Source organism: Marinobacterium lutimaris (assembly GCF_900108065.1).
GTDB lineage: Bacteria > Pseudomonadota > Gammaproteobacteria > Pseudomonadales > Balneatricaceae > Marinobacterium_D > Marinobacterium_D lutimaris.
On the sequence record NZ_FNVQ01000001.1, the window covers coordinates 1,595,361 to 1,609,727 of the forward strand.

The 14,367-nt window shown below is 54.8% G+C and carries 26 protein-coding genes; 8 read left to right on the forward strand and 18 right to left on the reverse strand.

The annotated features are described in order from the left end of the window. Positions 1–304: 304 nt before the first annotated feature. Complete coding sequence (locus C4S72_RS07145; RefSeq protein WP_104002336.1) at positions 305–643, reverse strand: hypothetical protein; 339 nt, start codon at positions 641–643, stop codon at positions 305–307. Positions 644–673: 30 nt separating this feature from the next. Then, on the reverse strand, positions 674–967 hold the full coding sequence (locus C4S72_RS07150) for a BrnT family toxin (RefSeq protein ID WP_104002337.1): 294 nt from the start codon (positions 965–967) through the stop codon (positions 674–676). 359 nt (positions 968–1,326) lie between these two features. On the opposite strand from C4S72_RS07150, the gene C4S72_RS07155 reads away from it, so the two are divergent. Further along, a complete protein-coding gene (locus tag C4S72_RS07155) occupies positions 1,327–2,076 on the forward strand; it encodes a hypothetical protein (RefSeq protein ID WP_104002338.1) in 750 nt (249 codons plus the stop codon). Positions 2,077–2,079: 3 nt separating this feature from the next. On the opposite strand, the gene C4S72_RS07160 is transcribed toward C4S72_RS07155, so the two are convergent. From C4S72_RS07160 to C4S72_RS07225, 13 genes are all read right to left on the reverse strand, one after another. Continuing rightward, the gene (locus C4S72_RS07160) at positions 2,080–2,463 is read right to left on the reverse strand and encodes a hypothetical protein (RefSeq protein WP_104002339.1); all 384 of its coding nucleotides are present in this window, start codon (positions 2,461–2,463) and stop codon (positions 2,080–2,082) included. Positions 2,464–2,468: 5 nt separating this feature from the next. Then, entirely contained in the window at positions 2,469–2,624 is a 156-nt protein-coding gene (locus C4S72_RS26255; RefSeq protein WP_456085543.1) for a hypothetical protein, read from the reverse strand. Then, a complete protein-coding gene (locus tag C4S72_RS07165) occupies positions 2,551–2,925 on the reverse strand; it encodes a hypothetical protein (RefSeq protein WP_146071870.1) in 375 nt (124 codons plus the stop codon). The genes C4S72_RS26255 and C4S72_RS07165 overlap by 74 nt, the downstream gene beginning before the upstream one ends. Positions 2,926–2,963: 38 nt before the next feature. Beyond that, entirely contained in the window at positions 2,964–3,257 is a 294-nt protein-coding gene (locus C4S72_RS07170; RefSeq protein WP_104002341.1) for a hypothetical protein, read from the reverse strand. 2 nt (positions 3,258–3,259) lie between these two features. Next, positions 3,260–3,784: a transglycosylase SLT domain-containing protein gene (locus C4S72_RS07175; protein ID WP_327332540.1), complete on the reverse strand. Its 525-nt coding sequence runs from the start codon at positions 3,782–3,784 to the stop codon at positions 3,260–3,262. After that, positions 3,750–3,986, reverse strand: coding sequence for a hypothetical protein (locus C4S72_RS25615; protein ID WP_146071871.1), 237 nt, complete (start codon positions 3,984–3,986; stop codon positions 3,750–3,752). Before C4S72_RS25615 ends, C4S72_RS07175 begins: the two co-directional genes overlap by 35 nt. A 313-nt stretch (positions 3,987–4,299) precedes the next feature. Then, a complete protein-coding gene (locus C4S72_RS07185; RefSeq protein WP_104002344.1) occupies positions 4,300–4,776 on the reverse strand; it encodes a hypothetical protein in 477 nt (158 codons plus the stop codon). Next, entirely contained in the window at positions 4,769–5,011 is a 243-nt protein-coding gene (locus C4S72_RS07190) for a hypothetical protein (protein WP_104002345.1), read from the reverse strand. The genes C4S72_RS07185 and C4S72_RS07190 overlap by 8 nt, the downstream gene beginning before the upstream one ends. 352 nt (positions 5,012–5,363) lie before the next feature. Further along, the gene (locus C4S72_RS07205) at positions 5,364–6,044 is read right to left on the reverse strand and encodes a replication protein P (RefSeq protein WP_104002348.1); all 681 of its coding nucleotides are present in this window, start codon (positions 6,042–6,044) and stop codon (positions 5,364–5,366) included. Continuing rightward, positions 6,044–6,901, reverse strand: coding sequence for a helix-turn-helix domain-containing protein (locus C4S72_RS07210; protein ID WP_104002349.1), 858 nt, complete (start codon positions 6,899–6,901; stop codon positions 6,044–6,046). The genes C4S72_RS07205 and C4S72_RS07210 overlap by 1 nt, the downstream gene beginning before the upstream one ends. Beyond that, on the reverse strand, positions 6,898–7,197 hold the full coding sequence (locus tag C4S72_RS07215; protein WP_146071872.1) for a hypothetical protein: 300 nt from the start codon (positions 7,195–7,197) through the stop codon (positions 6,898–6,900). Before C4S72_RS07215 ends, C4S72_RS07210 begins: the two co-directional genes overlap by 4 nt. Beyond that, a complete protein-coding gene (locus C4S72_RS07220; RefSeq protein ID WP_104003076.1) occupies positions 7,194–7,997 on the reverse strand; it encodes a BRO-N domain-containing protein in 804 nt (267 codons plus the stop codon). The genes C4S72_RS07215 and C4S72_RS07220 overlap by 4 nt, the downstream gene beginning before the upstream one ends. A 380-nt stretch (positions 7,998–8,377) precedes the next feature. Further along, entirely contained in the window at positions 8,378–8,620 is a 243-nt protein-coding gene (locus C4S72_RS07225) for a hypothetical protein (RefSeq protein ID WP_104002351.1), read from the reverse strand. Between the two features lie 653 nt (positions 8,621–9,273). Here C4S72_RS07225 and C4S72_RS07230 point away from each other — a divergent pair. Next, positions 9,274–9,642, forward strand: a complete 369-nt coding sequence (locus C4S72_RS07230; RefSeq protein WP_104002352.1) for a hypothetical protein — start codon at positions 9,274–9,276, stop codon at positions 9,640–9,642. 228 nt (positions 9,643–9,870) lie between these two features. Here the strand turns inward: C4S72_RS07230 and C4S72_RS07235 are convergent, their stop codons facing one another. Both C4S72_RS07235 and C4S72_RS26210 read right to left on the reverse strand, forming a co-directional pair. Continuing rightward, positions 9,871–10,305: a phage regulatory CII family protein gene (locus C4S72_RS07235; protein ID WP_104002353.1), complete on the reverse strand. Its 435-nt coding sequence runs from the start codon at positions 10,303–10,305 to the stop codon at positions 9,871–9,873. 42 nt (positions 10,306–10,347) lie between these two features. Continuing rightward, positions 10,348–10,548 carry a Cro/CI family transcriptional regulator gene (locus C4S72_RS26210; protein ID WP_104002354.1) on the reverse strand — a complete coding sequence of 67 codons (201 nt, stop codon included), beginning with the start codon at positions 10,546–10,548 and terminating at the stop codon, positions 10,348–10,350. A 118-nt stretch (positions 10,549–10,666) separates the two neighbouring features. Here C4S72_RS26210 and C4S72_RS07245 point away from each other — a divergent pair, with 118 nt between their 5' ends. Further along, positions 10,667–11,383 carry an XRE family transcriptional regulator gene (locus C4S72_RS07245; protein ID WP_160115464.1) on the forward strand — a complete coding sequence of 239 codons (717 nt, stop codon included), beginning with the start codon at positions 10,667–10,669 and terminating at the stop codon, positions 11,381–11,383. Between the two features lie 10 nt (positions 11,384–11,393). Next, positions 11,394–11,906 carry a hypothetical protein gene (locus C4S72_RS07250; protein ID WP_104002356.1) on the forward strand — a complete coding sequence of 171 codons (513 nt, stop codon included), beginning with the start codon at positions 11,394–11,396 and terminating at the stop codon, positions 11,904–11,906. Here the strand turns inward: C4S72_RS07250 and C4S72_RS07255 are convergent. Continuing rightward, positions 11,863–12,573 carry a BRCT domain-containing protein gene (locus tag C4S72_RS07255; RefSeq protein WP_104002357.1) on the reverse strand — a complete coding sequence of 237 codons (711 nt, stop codon included), beginning with the start codon at positions 12,571–12,573 and terminating at the stop codon, positions 11,863–11,865. The two genes, C4S72_RS07250 and C4S72_RS07255, sit on opposite strands and share 44 nt — an antisense overlap. A gap of 158 nt (positions 12,574–12,731) precedes the next feature. Between C4S72_RS07255 and C4S72_RS25745 the strand changes: the two genes are divergently transcribed. Genes C4S72_RS25745 through C4S72_RS07270 form a run of 4 tightly spaced genes read left to right on the forward strand, consistent with a single transcriptional unit; the run spans position 12,732 to position 14,359 of the window. Continuing rightward, positions 12,732–12,887, forward strand: a complete 156-nt coding sequence (locus C4S72_RS25745; protein ID WP_160115465.1) for a hypothetical protein — start codon at positions 12,732–12,734, stop codon at positions 12,885–12,887. Next, the gene (locus C4S72_RS07260) at positions 12,887–13,186 is read left to right on the forward strand and encodes a hypothetical protein (protein ID WP_104002358.1); all 300 of its coding nucleotides are present in this window, start codon (positions 12,887–12,889) and stop codon (positions 13,184–13,186) included. Before C4S72_RS25745 ends, C4S72_RS07260 begins: the two co-directional genes overlap by 1 nt. A 12-nt stretch (positions 13,187–13,198) precedes the next feature. Beyond that, positions 13,199–13,540 carry a hypothetical protein gene (locus tag C4S72_RS07265; RefSeq protein ID WP_104002359.1) on the forward strand — a complete coding sequence of 114 codons (342 nt, stop codon included), beginning with the start codon at positions 13,199–13,201 and terminating at the stop codon, positions 13,538–13,540. 6 nt (positions 13,541–13,546) lie between these two features. Beyond that, positions 13,547–14,359 (forward strand): DUF2303 family protein, encoded by an 813-nt coding sequence (locus tag C4S72_RS07270; RefSeq protein ID WP_104002360.1) that lies wholly within the window; start codon positions 13,547–13,549, stop codon positions 14,357–14,359. Positions 14,360–14,367: the final 8 nt, after the last annotated feature.

A 14,367-nucleotide genomic window follows, 5' to 3' on the forward strand; every position in this document is an offset into this window, starting at 1 on the left:
TCGGTGAGTGCGCGGATTCGGCGGGTCTACGGCCTCGCACGGGTGGGGTGGCCCAGATAGAACCTGCCCAGGGGCGGCCCGGCGCCTGGTGCCCGCCCTTCGCCGTTGTCGTTCGATGGATTGCGCGCGCGTTCGCGCTGGTCTGGCTGGTGCCTGGTGGCTGTCGTGGTCTGGTATGGCTGGCGCTCGATCGACTAAGCGTTGCCGCTTGAGCTGTCGCGCTGTTGCTGGTGCTGTCACCTGGTGTGATGTTGCTGAATAGTGGGCACAAAAAAGCCCAGCTCTCGGGCTGGGCTTTCTATGGTTAGCCGCACACTGCTGCTTGCGGTTCTTCTCTATCTTTATATTCTTCTGCAGCTCTGCGTCGAGCCTCGCTCGCCTTTTCTCGCAGCGCCTTCTTCTTTTCACTCTCTACAAATCGAGTAAGAACCTGTTTCATGAGCGGCTGATATCCTAGACCATTGATCTCCGCAATGGCCTTTAGGTCGTCGATCAGGCTGTTTGGCATTCTCACAGAGATTGACTTCAGCCCTACGGCTTCATCGAGAGCGCCATTATCAATCGGCGACCGCTTCGCGTGCTTCGGATCTTGGCCTAACTGACCACTATCCCAGGCTTCATCGGTACCTTTGATATTTTTCATGTCTATCCCCTAGATGGTTTTTTTGTGTGCTTATTCGTCTTCACCGAAAAACATCCGCATTTCCTTTCTACTAGGCTCATATGCGGTCTTTAAGTACACATTTTGATCATCACAGACCACAAAAACGACCTTTAGTCGCCTTCCATGATCCGTTTCAGCAATTAGCCAGTGTGTAGGAGGATCTGTTCTATTTTCCTCTCTATCATCAATTAAAGGATCTATCTCTCGATCTCTGTTGGCAAAGCACTGTACGACTTCTTTTCGCGACACACCGTGCTTATGTGTCAGTTTTTGCTGTATTTTCTCAGAAATGATCAGTGCCACAGAGCCGCTTCCCTTATTGATCCTACGCCACAAGTATATACAAAAATATGCGTTTATGTATATACAAGGCACATAAATGACCAATACAACCGATCACCAAACCATCTCTAAAAGTGCCGATTAACGGGACTTTTAGGACTCGAAACGATGTGACAACCATGAGCCTCACAGAAAGAATTTTAATACCGTCACGTATATGCATGCACATAAGCAACCAGCTTCAGGTATAGCCATGGCTCACGCCCCTCCCCCCCCACGGGCATGACTGATCATCAAACGTGCCTACAGGGGAACCCAGTAGCTATGCCTTTTAATATGAGGCAAGGTTTATACGGCAATTCATTGGGACCAGGACAGATATGGGCACTGAACAGTTTCAGCAGAGCATTTTTGATAACGCTTCAGCTGTAGGCGGACATGAAGGACATGCTGTTCGATCTTGCTTGCGGCACCTTCAGAGAGCCAAGCAACTGATAGAGGAAATGCCTGAGCTAGCCGTTTTCTCTGCGATCACGGCGCAGGAAGAAGCCGCAACTGCATTACTTCTCACGTTGCGAAAGAGAAAGTATACAGGCAGTGAAAAACTGAATATCCGGAATCACGTACATAAGACCGGTGTCCTGCCAATGGTTGAGTTGATCACGTCGGCATTTCTACCCGCTGCTACAGATTTTTCCGTGACATTGGGCTTTGCTGAGGAGGGGAAGCGGAAAGTCCTGAAATATAAAATTCCTTTCCGGATCAATAATGAGCAGTTTTATATGGAGCCTGTTCCGCCTCTACAAATTTTCTCAAAGGAGAAAGGCGGTCTTCCTCCGGACTATCACGCCAAAATCAGTAAGATAGCCACAGAAGCAGGTATCGACTCCATATTTGAACACATCAAAAAGCTCGCTAACGAGCGAAACCGAATGCTTTACGCATCGAGTTCTGGAATTCCTGAAGAGGTGAACCCAAGATCCCGGGTTCAGTATTTCGATGAAGCAGCCATGCGAACCCTGATTCTCTATCTGCTGATTGAGCCATATCACGAGAAACAAAATCTTGTTCAAGAAGCCCTGAGTGCATATATCAAGGTGCTGGAGCGTGTACCGCCAAACCTGGAATAGTTTTCACATCCGGTCACCAAACAGCGCCAGCTGGCGCCCCTTGTATGTCTCGACCCGACGCGGCGACCACGGGCCATACAGATAGCGCTTAGCCAGCTCCCTGGTGCTGCACCCACGGCTGGATGCTTTCTCACGGCACTTATCACAACAGTAACCATCATCCTCGATAGATGCCATTTCATAGATGCCGCGACACTCATTGCAGATCCCGAACGTCACATGCTTTGGCCCGCCTCGCTTGAGCATGGCGATTCGCCGCTTCTCTGCTGCCGCTGGCCCCTGGCACTTGCGGCATAGTCTCTGCTGCCCACGAGCCAGCTTGTCAGGGCTGACCTTTCTAACCGCCCCACAACCTTCACAGGCATGATCGATCATCGTGCGCGCCATCGCTGCTACTCCTCGCCTAATGCTCTGAGGTCTGCTTTATCGAGATTGCACTGCCAAAGCTGAAACTCCAGTCGTTTGGCATATTCATCAACCCCCAGGTTTTTCGTCCCCAGAGACGGACGCTCCGGGTAGGGGGTCTCCTGAATTAAGCTCTGCGGTATCGCTGGGCATTGATCCGGACGTATCAAGCCAGACTGGCTGCTGCAGGATGCTAATACGATCGGCAGTGACAACAGCGTGAGCACACGCATCAGCCTTCGCGTTCCTGAGTGCGTCAATCTGCTGTTCCAGGTTGCTCTGAACACGGTATGTCTCCCTTTTTTGTGCTGCGTACAGCTGGTCCAGTTGGGTGCGCTCATTGGCGGCGTACTCGTAACCTGACCGAAGCGTCTCGTTATCGGCCTGCAGCCGGCCTATCTCTTGATTCGCCGAAATCAGCGCCCAGATGGTGGTACCGCTCATACCTATCAGCGCCAGCCCGATTACAATCACTAGCCGGTTCAAAAATGATCCTCCTCGACAGCGCCCTTCTGCAGCTCAAGAAGCGCCTTAATTTGGTCCGACAGAGCGCCAAGTCGATCGCGTACCAGTAGATCCAATACTGTTTTCATCGGGACATACTCAGGCTTAGCAACATCAAGGAATCTGCCTTCTCTTAGGAGCGCCTGCCTGTACTCAAAAGCATCGTCACTAACCGTGAAAACACCTTCGACCTGGTAATCGTCAAACCCGGCCCGCACAGCCTGAACCATGTAAACCATCGCGCCATCAATACGACTTACCTGCATTTCCATAGTCACTTCACCCCCAGCAGCATTTCCGTCCAGTACCGCCAAATCCTCTGGACGTAGGTTTTCGTCTCTGTCGCGTGATCACCGGTAACCCGGGGTAAGCAGGCGATGATTTCGGCGTAGCCGTTGGCACCACCACATACCCGCTGGGAGGCCAGCACGTTTCCAGCGCCAGCGTTGTAACTGGCTGCGCCCAGGCTGTACCGATCAGAGTCAGGCCGTGGAGCGCTCCACATTCGCACCTGCCGCCCCTGGTAATAAGCGCCAGCGATGATCGCCGGCTCGGCCATATGCGGGCTCAGGTTCTGGTAACCCAGCTGCCGGCTCACCTCTAACCAGGTACCCGGCATAAACTGAGCAATCCCCCTTGCCCCTACCGGGCTGACGGCATCCGGGTTCAGCAGGCTCTCCTGGTACAGCTGCGCCTTCCAAAGTCGCCAGTCGTAACCAGGCAGCCACCGCTCAGCGGCCTGTTTGATTTCGGCGTCGTAACGGTCAGGAAAGGACCATGCCGAGGAGGACGCAGACACCAACAAAACGCAGGCCAAAATAAATCGCAGCCGGTTTAGGCTCATAGGTGATCCTCCCTACCGTTTCCTTGAAGTTGATACCGCCCATCCGGTCCAGCAGGCGTAGAGAAAGCCAGCCCATAAAAAGCGCCAGCAGCGCAAAGGCGAGTGTCAGCAGACTGCTGACCATCAACACGCCATCCATCGTCATTTGATCGATCATCACGTTCTCCCACTTTGTCGGTTAATCACGCTTTGCAGTTGTGCGGGGGTCTGGCCGGTACTGCGCCAGCTCCCTCACCTGTTTTTTTAATCTCTCAATCTCGCGCCTCTGCGAAATCACCAAACGCGCCAGCAAATCGTTCGCCTCACGCTCCGGTACCGCGGAGCCGTCGCTTAAAACCACGCCCAAACCGTTACAGTTTCCGCAGGTACACTCGTACAGAGAGCCACGCAGCAGGCCTGGCTGTTCCGGCAGGCACTTTGGGCATGGGTCAACGTCAGGCCGGGTGATCACCAGTCCAGGGCCAGCGCCCTTATCGAGCCGCCGCATCGCCCAGCCTCCGTTGCCGGGTTCCAAATAGAGCCAACATGGCGGCATCGCGGGTGTCCTGGTTGCTCTTCCCATACCAGCCGGTTACCTGGCGAAAAAACACCGCGTCTTTCTTGGCTTTCTTCGCAGTGCCCTGCAGGGGGGTAACCATTTCGTAGTTCGCACCCTGCCGCTCGAGCCAGTCACCAATGAACCGGCCAACCGCCTTCACCTGGCCCACGTTTTGGTTCACCTTGTCCCTCTTACCCCGAGATCCGCGGTCACGACCGGGCTTCTCGTAGTAGGTGCCATCGACTTCCACGTTCTCGAGCACATACTTGTACTGCTCGGGGTCGCTGTGCTCAGTGATAAATGCCTGCAGGTCGTGGTAGTGGAGCGCCAGCAGTTCCAGCACCTTTCCGTTTTCGGTAACAGCCACGCCGCATTTCACCAGGTCAGGATCGATCCCAATCTCACGCATCGCGAAGCCCCTCCAGTGCATTCAGAATCCGCTTACCCATCTCGCTAAAATCCGGCCCATGCGCTGCCATCAAATTGCGTCCGATCTGCTCCAGGTGCTGGCGCGGTAACCCCATGGTGGTAACGCAGACCTTCAGGTGGTCCTGCAGTAGTTCGGTCGCATTGCGCTGCGCTAGCTCCAGTACCAGCCCGATCTCTACGCGGCGATCCTCTTCAGTCAGAACTCCGAGCGTCATTGGCCGCTGCCCTCCTCTCATCACGTATCCTTTTCATCCGTGCCCTAATGTCATCCAGAAACGCGGGCTTCTGCTTCTTTGCCCACGCCAGCTTTTCTTCTTTCGTCATGCTGAAAAGCGCATTGGCCAGGCACTCGCGGCGATAGTCTTCTTGCGTTTGGCTACTCAACGATCAGGCCCCACTTTTTCAGCCGGTTAGAGAGCTTCGAGATGAAGTGATACCACCTACCGAAATCGCGCTTTTTGAGCTCTTGGTGCGTCTCAACGAGCAGTTCATCGCGCTCTCGGAGCGCCCGTGTGAGCCTTGAGTTTTCTTTCATGGCATCGTTTAGCTGGCGCCTCAGTTCTAAGCTCACGCTAGCCCCCGCTTCAAAGCAGCCAATGCTTCTTTACCAACTGCCACTTCAGACTTCGTTTTAATCCGGTTGCCGTTGGTGTGATGCTCCAAAGCGCCTGCCTTCGGCTTTGGCACCTCGAACTCAGCGCCAGCCATCACCGACTTGCACACATCGGCGTACACCGCACCGAACGCCTTCTGCATCCGGGTTGCCTCTTCACTGCGCAGTTCAAACCAACCAGTCCGGCGTCCTGCTTCGTAAACCGCCGGATGGCTCCAGGTGTGGGCGTAAATGGCGTGGGCGTGGTTGCAAGCTTCGTGGTAGGCGTCCCGCTCGCTGGGCAGACCCAGATCTTCAGGGGTCGGTTTGCACCACTGGATGAATTGCCCAACCGCAGGGAAAAAAGCGGATCCGCTGGCGCGGGCTTTCCGGGTGCCCAGTTTGATCTGCTCCATTTCGGTAATACCTGCTTCGAGCAGCGCCCGAACCCATACCTTCTTCGCCAGGTTCAGCTCCTGGGTAGTGGGGAAAGCCTGCTTCCACGCCGGGAATGAAGCCTGCAGCGACTTGAACAGATCGTTGACCTGTTTCGTGCCGGCTTCTCGCTGCTCTTCGGTCCATTCCGAGACGGATGCGATCTCGCCGGTGCGCTGGTGCTGCATGGCCTGGGTTGTCAGTTCAGTTACGGTTTTCATCACAGCACCTCATCCACGCCATCGATCCACTGGTCATCGTCAAAATCGACACCGGTACCGTCCGGGCCAGCAGGTGGTTTCCCGCCCTTCTTGGCCAGAATCATCTGCAGCCGGGTGCGCAGCTTGTGCTCCCACTGCGACTGGGTTTGCTCAAGGTTCTGGCCGATCCAGTAACTGCGGAATTCAGCGAGAATGGTTTCGGACTGCTCAGGCTCGAACTTGGACAGGTCTAACCTCGCCAGCCGGCAATGCTCTGCGAACTGAGCGTGAGGCTCCCAGTCCCAGGACATTGGAAACTTGCGGGGATCTACGGCTTTGCGGAATGGAACTACTGAGCTCTGTTCGCTTGGTTGATCAAACAGGCGTTGCTCGTGATCAGGGAGCTGATCAGCGGGGATGTGATCACTATCGACAGCGCCAGCAGCCTCATGTGTGCGGGCGTCGTCGTCTTCTATGACAGGTTCAGGAGAGTGACTGGTTCTGGGGTCAAGATCTGACCGGGTCAAGGGGTCAGAATCTGACCGGGGGGTATCACTATCTTGACCGGGTTCATCCTTGACCGGGTCAGGTTTTGACCCGGTCAGGTTTGCGTCCCCTTTCTTAATAGTCAGTAGATAAGCGTTGCTGCTTTTTCCATCGTTACGGGCGGTAACCTTGATAAACCCAGCAGCGGCCAGTGCCTTGATATGAGCCTTTACAGTGCTGCGGCCCATTTCGCACTGATCCGCCACATGCTGGTATGAAGGCCAGCATTCGCCCTTGTCATTCGCGTTATCCGCCAACTTAATCAGCACCAGTTTTCGACCAGGGTTGCCAATACGCGCCTGTAGAGCCTCAACCATAAGGACCATGCTCATCCGGCCACCCCCAGCTGTACCGCCTTCACTTTGTTAAATCGGCGCTCCATGCGGCGCTCGGCGTTGTACTGCTGGCGCTTTGCCTTCTGGTAGGCGGCGTAGGACTTACGGGTGCACAGCTGGAATGCCGGGTCGTTCACGTACTGCTCCCACTTCTCGCGAGGCATCGCCGCCATAAAACTGTTGCGCTGCGTTTCATATTCCTCCCGCGCCTGGCGGGTAATCTCTTTTGCTTCCATCACTTCTATGGCCACCACGCCCATCTCAAGCGTTGCCATCATGCTGTTCATACTCACGCGACAGCCTCCTGTGCCGGTTGATCGAACAGCATATGGGTGTGCTCACCATCCCAATCGGCTTTCATCACCAGTTCGTTTTTGAGATACATCTGGAACAAGCGCTTGGCGCCCCTCTTGGTCAGCAGCACCTTCTCGCAAGCACGGCCTTCCTCAGTTTTGAGCTTGCGTTCGGTGAAATATTTGTCGCGGTATGCGCCAGCAGAGCGGTAGCCGTGATCTGTCTTAATCAACAGGCGACGCTTGACCAGCGTTGGCTGCACCTGGTTGATATTCACGCCGTTCAGCATTCGGGCGAACGCTACCGGGGTCAGGCCGTCACTCAGGTTCTGCGCCAGCGAGTGGCAAGCGTCCTGCAGGCGCTCGGTTTCATGGGTTAGCGCCACTACCTGGCTGTTCAGATCTTCGATGGCGATGCGGGCTTGTGGGCTGAGATTTTGAATCCATGGCACAGCTTGCGCGTTAAAGCTTCCGGTCTTGCGGATTTCAGGTAGTACCTCTGAGGTGACCCACCGCTTAAAGCGCTTCGCCTCCGGCTTGCGGCTGGTTAGGATCAGGGAATAGAGCCCAGACTCATTGATGGTGCTCAGATTCTGACGGCCACCAAGGGTGTCGGTAGTAGCGACACCCTTCTCATCTTCATCGAGGCGGCCTAGTGCGTCTCGACTGTTCCTCAGCGCCAGCACTTCACACACATCGGCTGCCACAAACCACGGCTCACCATCGATCATCAGAGTGCGAACATTCAGTCCTTCAAAGCGAAATTCGGCCGGTTGTACATCCGGTATTGCTTGGGTCATAATCACCTCACTCACTGAGTACATGAAGCCCCGCTCTGGTCCCCACCTGTCGGGGCTTCGTCGTTTCTCTCCGGTCAAACCGGCCTGCCGTCTCGCGACGCGAGACCGGGGCGGTACCTAACCCGGATACCGGGAGATCGCTGGATCACCTCCTCAAGGCGGTTGCCTGCGATTCTTGTTGCGGTGCTGACACCCTCCCCCTCAGCACGTCACATTGCGTCCCGCAACGGGGAGCGGTCTTACTTCGTACTGCGTCATAGATCCTCATCGCCTGATGGCTCCGATCTGATACAGCTGGCCTCAACCTGACTTTTCAAACCGCTTTCCGTTGCCCTCTGTTGCTTAGCCCGCCAGAGGGATGCGGGCGATACCTTCAGCTACTAAGCCTTCGTGAAGTCCAGGTAGAAGGCGTCGCCTTCTTTAAACTTCCCGGCAAGTGCTGGGTTATTCACAACCATCGTCAGGTCAGCTGCCGGAGTGAACTGGGCGAATGTGTTGTTTTCGTCACTACCGTCTTCCGGATAAGCATCGTTACGGCATACGGCCCGCATGCTCAGCTGTTCTGAACCGTCGTCGCCCACTACCACCGAGTAGATCGCCATCTTTGCGCGCATTTCAGGCATTGCTATGTCCTCTTAATCGGTTACCAGGTAATTGAGTTGGCTTCCGCCTTCACCCAGAAAACCCCAATGAAGGGGCTGAATAGAGCCGGTTACGATCTCCGGCACCGGTACACTGCTCCGGTCGATCTGCCAGGAATATCAACTGACAGGAGGCAACCCTGTATTGACGCCCAGGGCGGGCTCTAATTTGGCGTTGCGGTCCCGCATGTCGCATAACTTCTGCGCCGTATCGGTACCCACAGGCTTACCGCAACTGAACGTGGCACTCAGCGCGCCATCCCTTATGACTATTCCGGCACCGCTTAACCGGTACCAAGTGTCACGTTCGGTTGCGCCTCCGGATTCACCGCCGGAGGACGGCCCAGCCAAGTAGTCAGCAAGGCTGGTACTGATCTCGCTCAGTAAGCGCCCTTTTCGCTCTCCCGGTTGGGCGACCGGTCATTGGGAACATGAACCCCCGGCTTGATGTTTATTCACCAAATGCGCTCGACTGCTGAGGAAGGGAGGTCCTCCTCCTGATTACGCATCGGCATTGCGAACACCCACGCTGCCACGCCCTCTCATCACACCACCGGCAGATAACCCGCTGCCGGCACCGGGAGTCCTGTGTTAGCGTTGGAGTTCCTACACACCACGCTAGACAGGGAATTCTTATGCTCATCTACCAGTTTCAATTTCGTGGAACCCCAACGAAGGGGTCTCCAGAATTTGGCGTACTCGCCGGCGCTCTGATCCACGCCTGGGTTTACGCCGACAATCAGGACGAAGCCCAGGCATCAGCCGCGGCGGCTGCAAAAGTCATGGACTTCGCGTGGCGCATCGACAGCCTTGAGCAAGTCGCTCAGCTGACGCCCGACGAGCTGCCGCCTCACTTGGGTAAACTCGAATCAGCGGACACAGCTCTTCAGCACCCAAGAGTTGTTCTTGAGTTTGTTGGCTATCCGATTGAGGAGCGGGATGATGAGTCTTTTGAAATTCGCCAGGTGAAGCCTTATCACCAGACGCCAAGCGACCAGCACTGACTTCATCGGACCGCGGTATTAATCCACGAACCGGCTCAAAACCTTGAAGGGCAGCAGCCATCCATACAGTGGCTTCCTGCCGCGTGGCGGGCCGGTAACTTTCATCACTCTGGCCTTCAACCATGCGCCTGAGCATCACGGTGCCGTCTTCGCGAAAACCGACGATCCAGCATTCAGGAAACTCGGCAATGTCTTGCATGATCAGTGTTTGCTGCTCTGTTAAAGCCATTACTTGTGCTCCTTGATCGCCAAACGCATCGCCATCAAAGAGTCGATTGCTTCAGCAACCTCCCGCTGCATGTCTGCCTTTTCGCGCTCGGTCAGGCGGCCGTCTTCCATGGCCTCGCGAGTCGCGCGAGAAACGTCGCCACACTCGCTGACCACTGTCAGCAGCGCTTCAACCAGAGAAACCGGCTTCTCCGGCTCTTTCAGCACCAGGGAGTTAATCCCCAGTTCCATCGCTACCGCTTCATGAATCGCAGTGCTGCCGGTGATTTTCTGGATGGCCACCGCCTCGCGCAGCGTGAGCTTGTTGAAATCGTTCTGGGAGTTGGCCTTGTTGATCAGCACCTGTTTGCTCATACCGAGCAGTGCGGCGATTTCCTTGCACTTGATTTCGGACTTGTGAACCGTGTCGTGAACGGCGATATCGATCTGATCCATTTTCAATGTCTCTTTTAAATGTGGTTTCTTGGCGCCAGCTCGTTAAGCTGCAAATGTGGATTCGGAGGAATTCCGCTTTAGCGCTCCGCCGGTGATCTCTTCCAACTGCCGAGCGCGCAGCTCAGGGATCTCTTCGGGCCACTTACTGATAGAGGGTTGGGATATGGGGTAACCAGCATCCGTCAGCTGACGCGCCAGCTCGTGCTGACTGCCAAAGTGCTTTAGGACTTCTGTCTTTGTCACGATTGATACCCCTAGTTATCACTTAATAGAGGCATGATAGCCTATGTTATCCCTGAGTCAACCGCAAAAATACCCTGGCCACGTTGTCCAGTTTTCAGGGGTCGATAACAATAGTTATATGGATAACGTCTCTCGAAATGTCGCCGCACTTATGACGGCGCTACAAATCAGTCAGCGCGAACTCGCCCGTAGGGCTGGGGTTTCGCAGCCGACTATTCACAAGATCGTCAAGGGTGGCGGTAGAGGTGGCACGGATCGAAGCAAATACATCGACAAGGTCGCAGAGGCGCTAGGCGTAAAGGTTGAAGATCTCTACAAAGAAACTACGCCAATAAGCTCATTTACTGGCGAAACGCCGCGACAGGCTAAGGACACCACCCCACTGTATCGAGGCATTACAGAGGAAAGGTATGCTCAGATCCCGGTGCGCAGCGGCGCCAGCCTCTCTGCTGGATCAGGCTTCTTTGTCGATGATGAGCAGGCCACTGAAACCGTGCCTGTCTCACTGGAAAGATTGCGTTCCCTCGGCGTTAGCCCATCATCCGCTGAAATAGTTAACGTCAGTGGCGAGTCGATGTTCCCGACACTCTGGGATGGCGACCAGGTGCTCGTTGATACGGCCAAAAATAGGCCGCAAAACGACAAGGTGTTCGCATTCCTGTTCGACGGTGAAACCCGGGTGAAGCGATTCAGCCGTAAACTGGATGGTAGCTGGCGCATCATCAGCGACAACGAAGACAAAAATCAGTACCCGGATGAAGTGCTGGCCAACCACAACATGGATATGATCAGCATCATCGGCGAGGTAATGATACTCACGTACCGCCGGATCTAAGGAAGGGATAATGTCTGACGGAAAAAAGTGCCTGAAATGCGGATTCGTCAACCAGCAGGAAGAAGCTGAAGCCTGTCCCGACTGCGGCGCTTACTACGCCAAAGTTGAAGCCCATCTGAACAACACCCAGAGCAACAAACCTGACCCCCGCCCTTCTGCCGGTCCGTCCCAGTTAGAGAAGTTTTCCAAGGCCCTGGTGGCAGCCAAAGAAGCGCCAGCCAAGGCGAAAGCAGAAGCCCGGCAATCGCAAAACACCCTCGTTAGAAACTACAAAGGCAAACAGGAAGAGGCGTTTGTGGAGTTCCAGAAAGATGCAGCCCTGCTGGAAGCCGAAGGTTTTGAACCGGTCAATCAGGTTTGGATCCCAGGAAGCTGGGGCTGCGGTTCGTTTCTGGTAGCGCTGGCGCTATGCCTGCTGATCATAGGCATCCTGGTGTTCATCTACATGATCATCGTCAAACCGGCAGGCACACTCACCGTCACGTACCGTCGTAAGTCGCATTCTCAAGATTCAGCGGCATAGTCTCCCTAAACGCTTTAAGTAGCCGCTCTTCCGATATAAGCCGGATATCCTGTCCGGCTTTTTTCCTCTCGATAGCCCCTTCTATTTTCCGACCTAGGTTACCGTGAACCCAGTCACGACTACCGAATGTCCCGATCGCCACATACTGTGTGGAACGGTTCGGATTTTTCTGACAAACACCTCCGCGCGCGACTATATCCTTTTCGATATCTCTCCGTTTACCGCTGCAAAACTCGCCAGTCAGAACAAAGGATTGATCAAGGAATGCAATATCGACCCCGTCGGTAATGGGAAGCTCTGTTGGCGCTAGCTTCCGAAGCTCCTCACCAGTTTCAATATCGACCTTCTTAGCCACTGCCTGAACCTGCCCGCCAGTGATAGCCAGTATCATATCCAGCACATCTTTGGCTTCACCTTCGTCCAGCACATCATCGCTCAGTACATCTGTCAGGCGCTCGTATAGCACGTCGCCTGGGTAGGTAGCCGTAAGCTCGGCGTTATCAGATAGCCACTCCAAAAGCTGTACAGCCTCCGTCTGGTTCACTTGGCCATCAAAAGCGATACCTCGACAAATCCCAATCAGTTCGTCCACATCGCGGGTTTTCCTTGCCACCCGCTGAAGCCGCGCAGTGATTGGCTGTCCGTTGTCATCCACTGGTATATCCATTTCCCTCTCCTTGTTTAATTTCCCTTCAACAAGACAAGCACCTAAGCGTGATCTGACCAACCGTACACAAAAAAATATAACCTAGGTTATTGACCTTAACGATAACCAACACTATCGTTAGTGATAACTTTGGTTATCAATTAAGAAAGAGGCCGATAATGCTCGACCAACTCACCACAGGCGCATTCATCGCACTACTGGTCATCGCCATCTCTGGCGGCGCTCTGTTTATCGGCTTCTGGGCAGCAGTCGTACTGGTCTGGGCAGTTAAAGGCCCAGCGGCAGCCCGCCAGTTCATCAGGGAGGAATGGTAATGCAGCAACTCAGCCACTACCTGGACGGCCTAATGCGCGACCACATCAGCGCCAGCATCCCGGCAGAGCCGAAGCAGATTAGTGACGACGCCTTTTTCTGGGCCGTTCAGGATCTCAACGCAGACGACCGATCCGATGTACTGGTCCGCACCCTCAGCATGATCGAAGGCGCCGCGGTTACCGACACCGCCGCCCGCGACCTGCTGGAGCAGATCAAACGCTCCGTAAGTGAGCGCTTCAACCTGAACCTGGCGAATGGCGCCAGCAGTTCACAACACAGCAGTACCCATAACCTCTGAGAGGAAACCGCTATGTCTACCAACCTGCAAGAACTGCTGCCCGACCTCGATGGCGGCGTATTTGAACAGAAGATCGCAACCATGCTGTCCGAGGTCGCCCTGGGCGTCGTGACCCATGGCCGTCAGGGCAAGGTCACTGTCGAGTTCGACATGAAACAGATCGGCGAAACCCAGCAAGTCGCCATGAAACACACCCTGAAGTATCAGAAGCCGACCAAGCGGGGTAAGGCAACTGAAGAGGACTCCACCGAAACCCCGCTCTATGTGGCGAACAATGGCGACCTCGCCCTATTCCACCACGATCAAACATCCTTCGGTTTCATGAACCGCAAACAGAAAGCAGAACAGGAGTAACACCCGATGTCTTTGACACCTGAAGCAATCAACCGAATTGGCGAACTGGCCACCGCATCCGCCGGGTTACTGCCGCACGAGCTGAAAGACGAAGCGGTGCTTGTCCCGGAATATATGTCGATCCGGGATCTTGAAAAGTACCTGCCCAACCGTCGCCGGTTCCGCGGCACGATGGAAACCGACAACATCGCCGCTTTCTGCGAATACGTGAAGGGCCAGAGTTCTGCTGAAGTGTTCATCGAAGCAGAAAAGATGCGTGCGGTCGCCTTCTTCGATATGGGAAACAGTGCTTCGCCTGGCCACTGCGAACATAAGGCTGTTATCCAGCTGCGCAGCTCAGCACCGTATAAAGCCATCAAGAACGTTGATGGCGAAGCTATGAGCCAGAAAAGCCTCGCTGAATGGATTGAAGACTGGCGCCGTTACCTCAACTGCTTCGACGACGCGAACGAAGATCTCCACACGCAGAAGGCATTAGCTTCCGTTCGCAAGATGACCATCGAAACCGCGCGAAAACTGGAGTCTGATCAGCAGAATATGGGCCACAAGCTGTCCGCAATGGAACAGATCGATGTGAAGTCCGAAGGTGCACAGCTCGGTGGCGTGAACTTCACCTGCGAGCCTTACACCGGCTTCCAGCTGCGTACATTCTCCATGCCGCTTTCGGCGCTCACAGGCTCCGAGAACATCCGTCTGAAGCTGCGCATTCAGGAGCTGGATGCCATTCAGGAAGAAATCCTCGAAGAGTTCCGCAACAAGATCAGTTCGGCCCTCACCGGTGACGACTTCAAGATCTGGATGGGCTCTTTCAGCTCCTAACCAAGCTG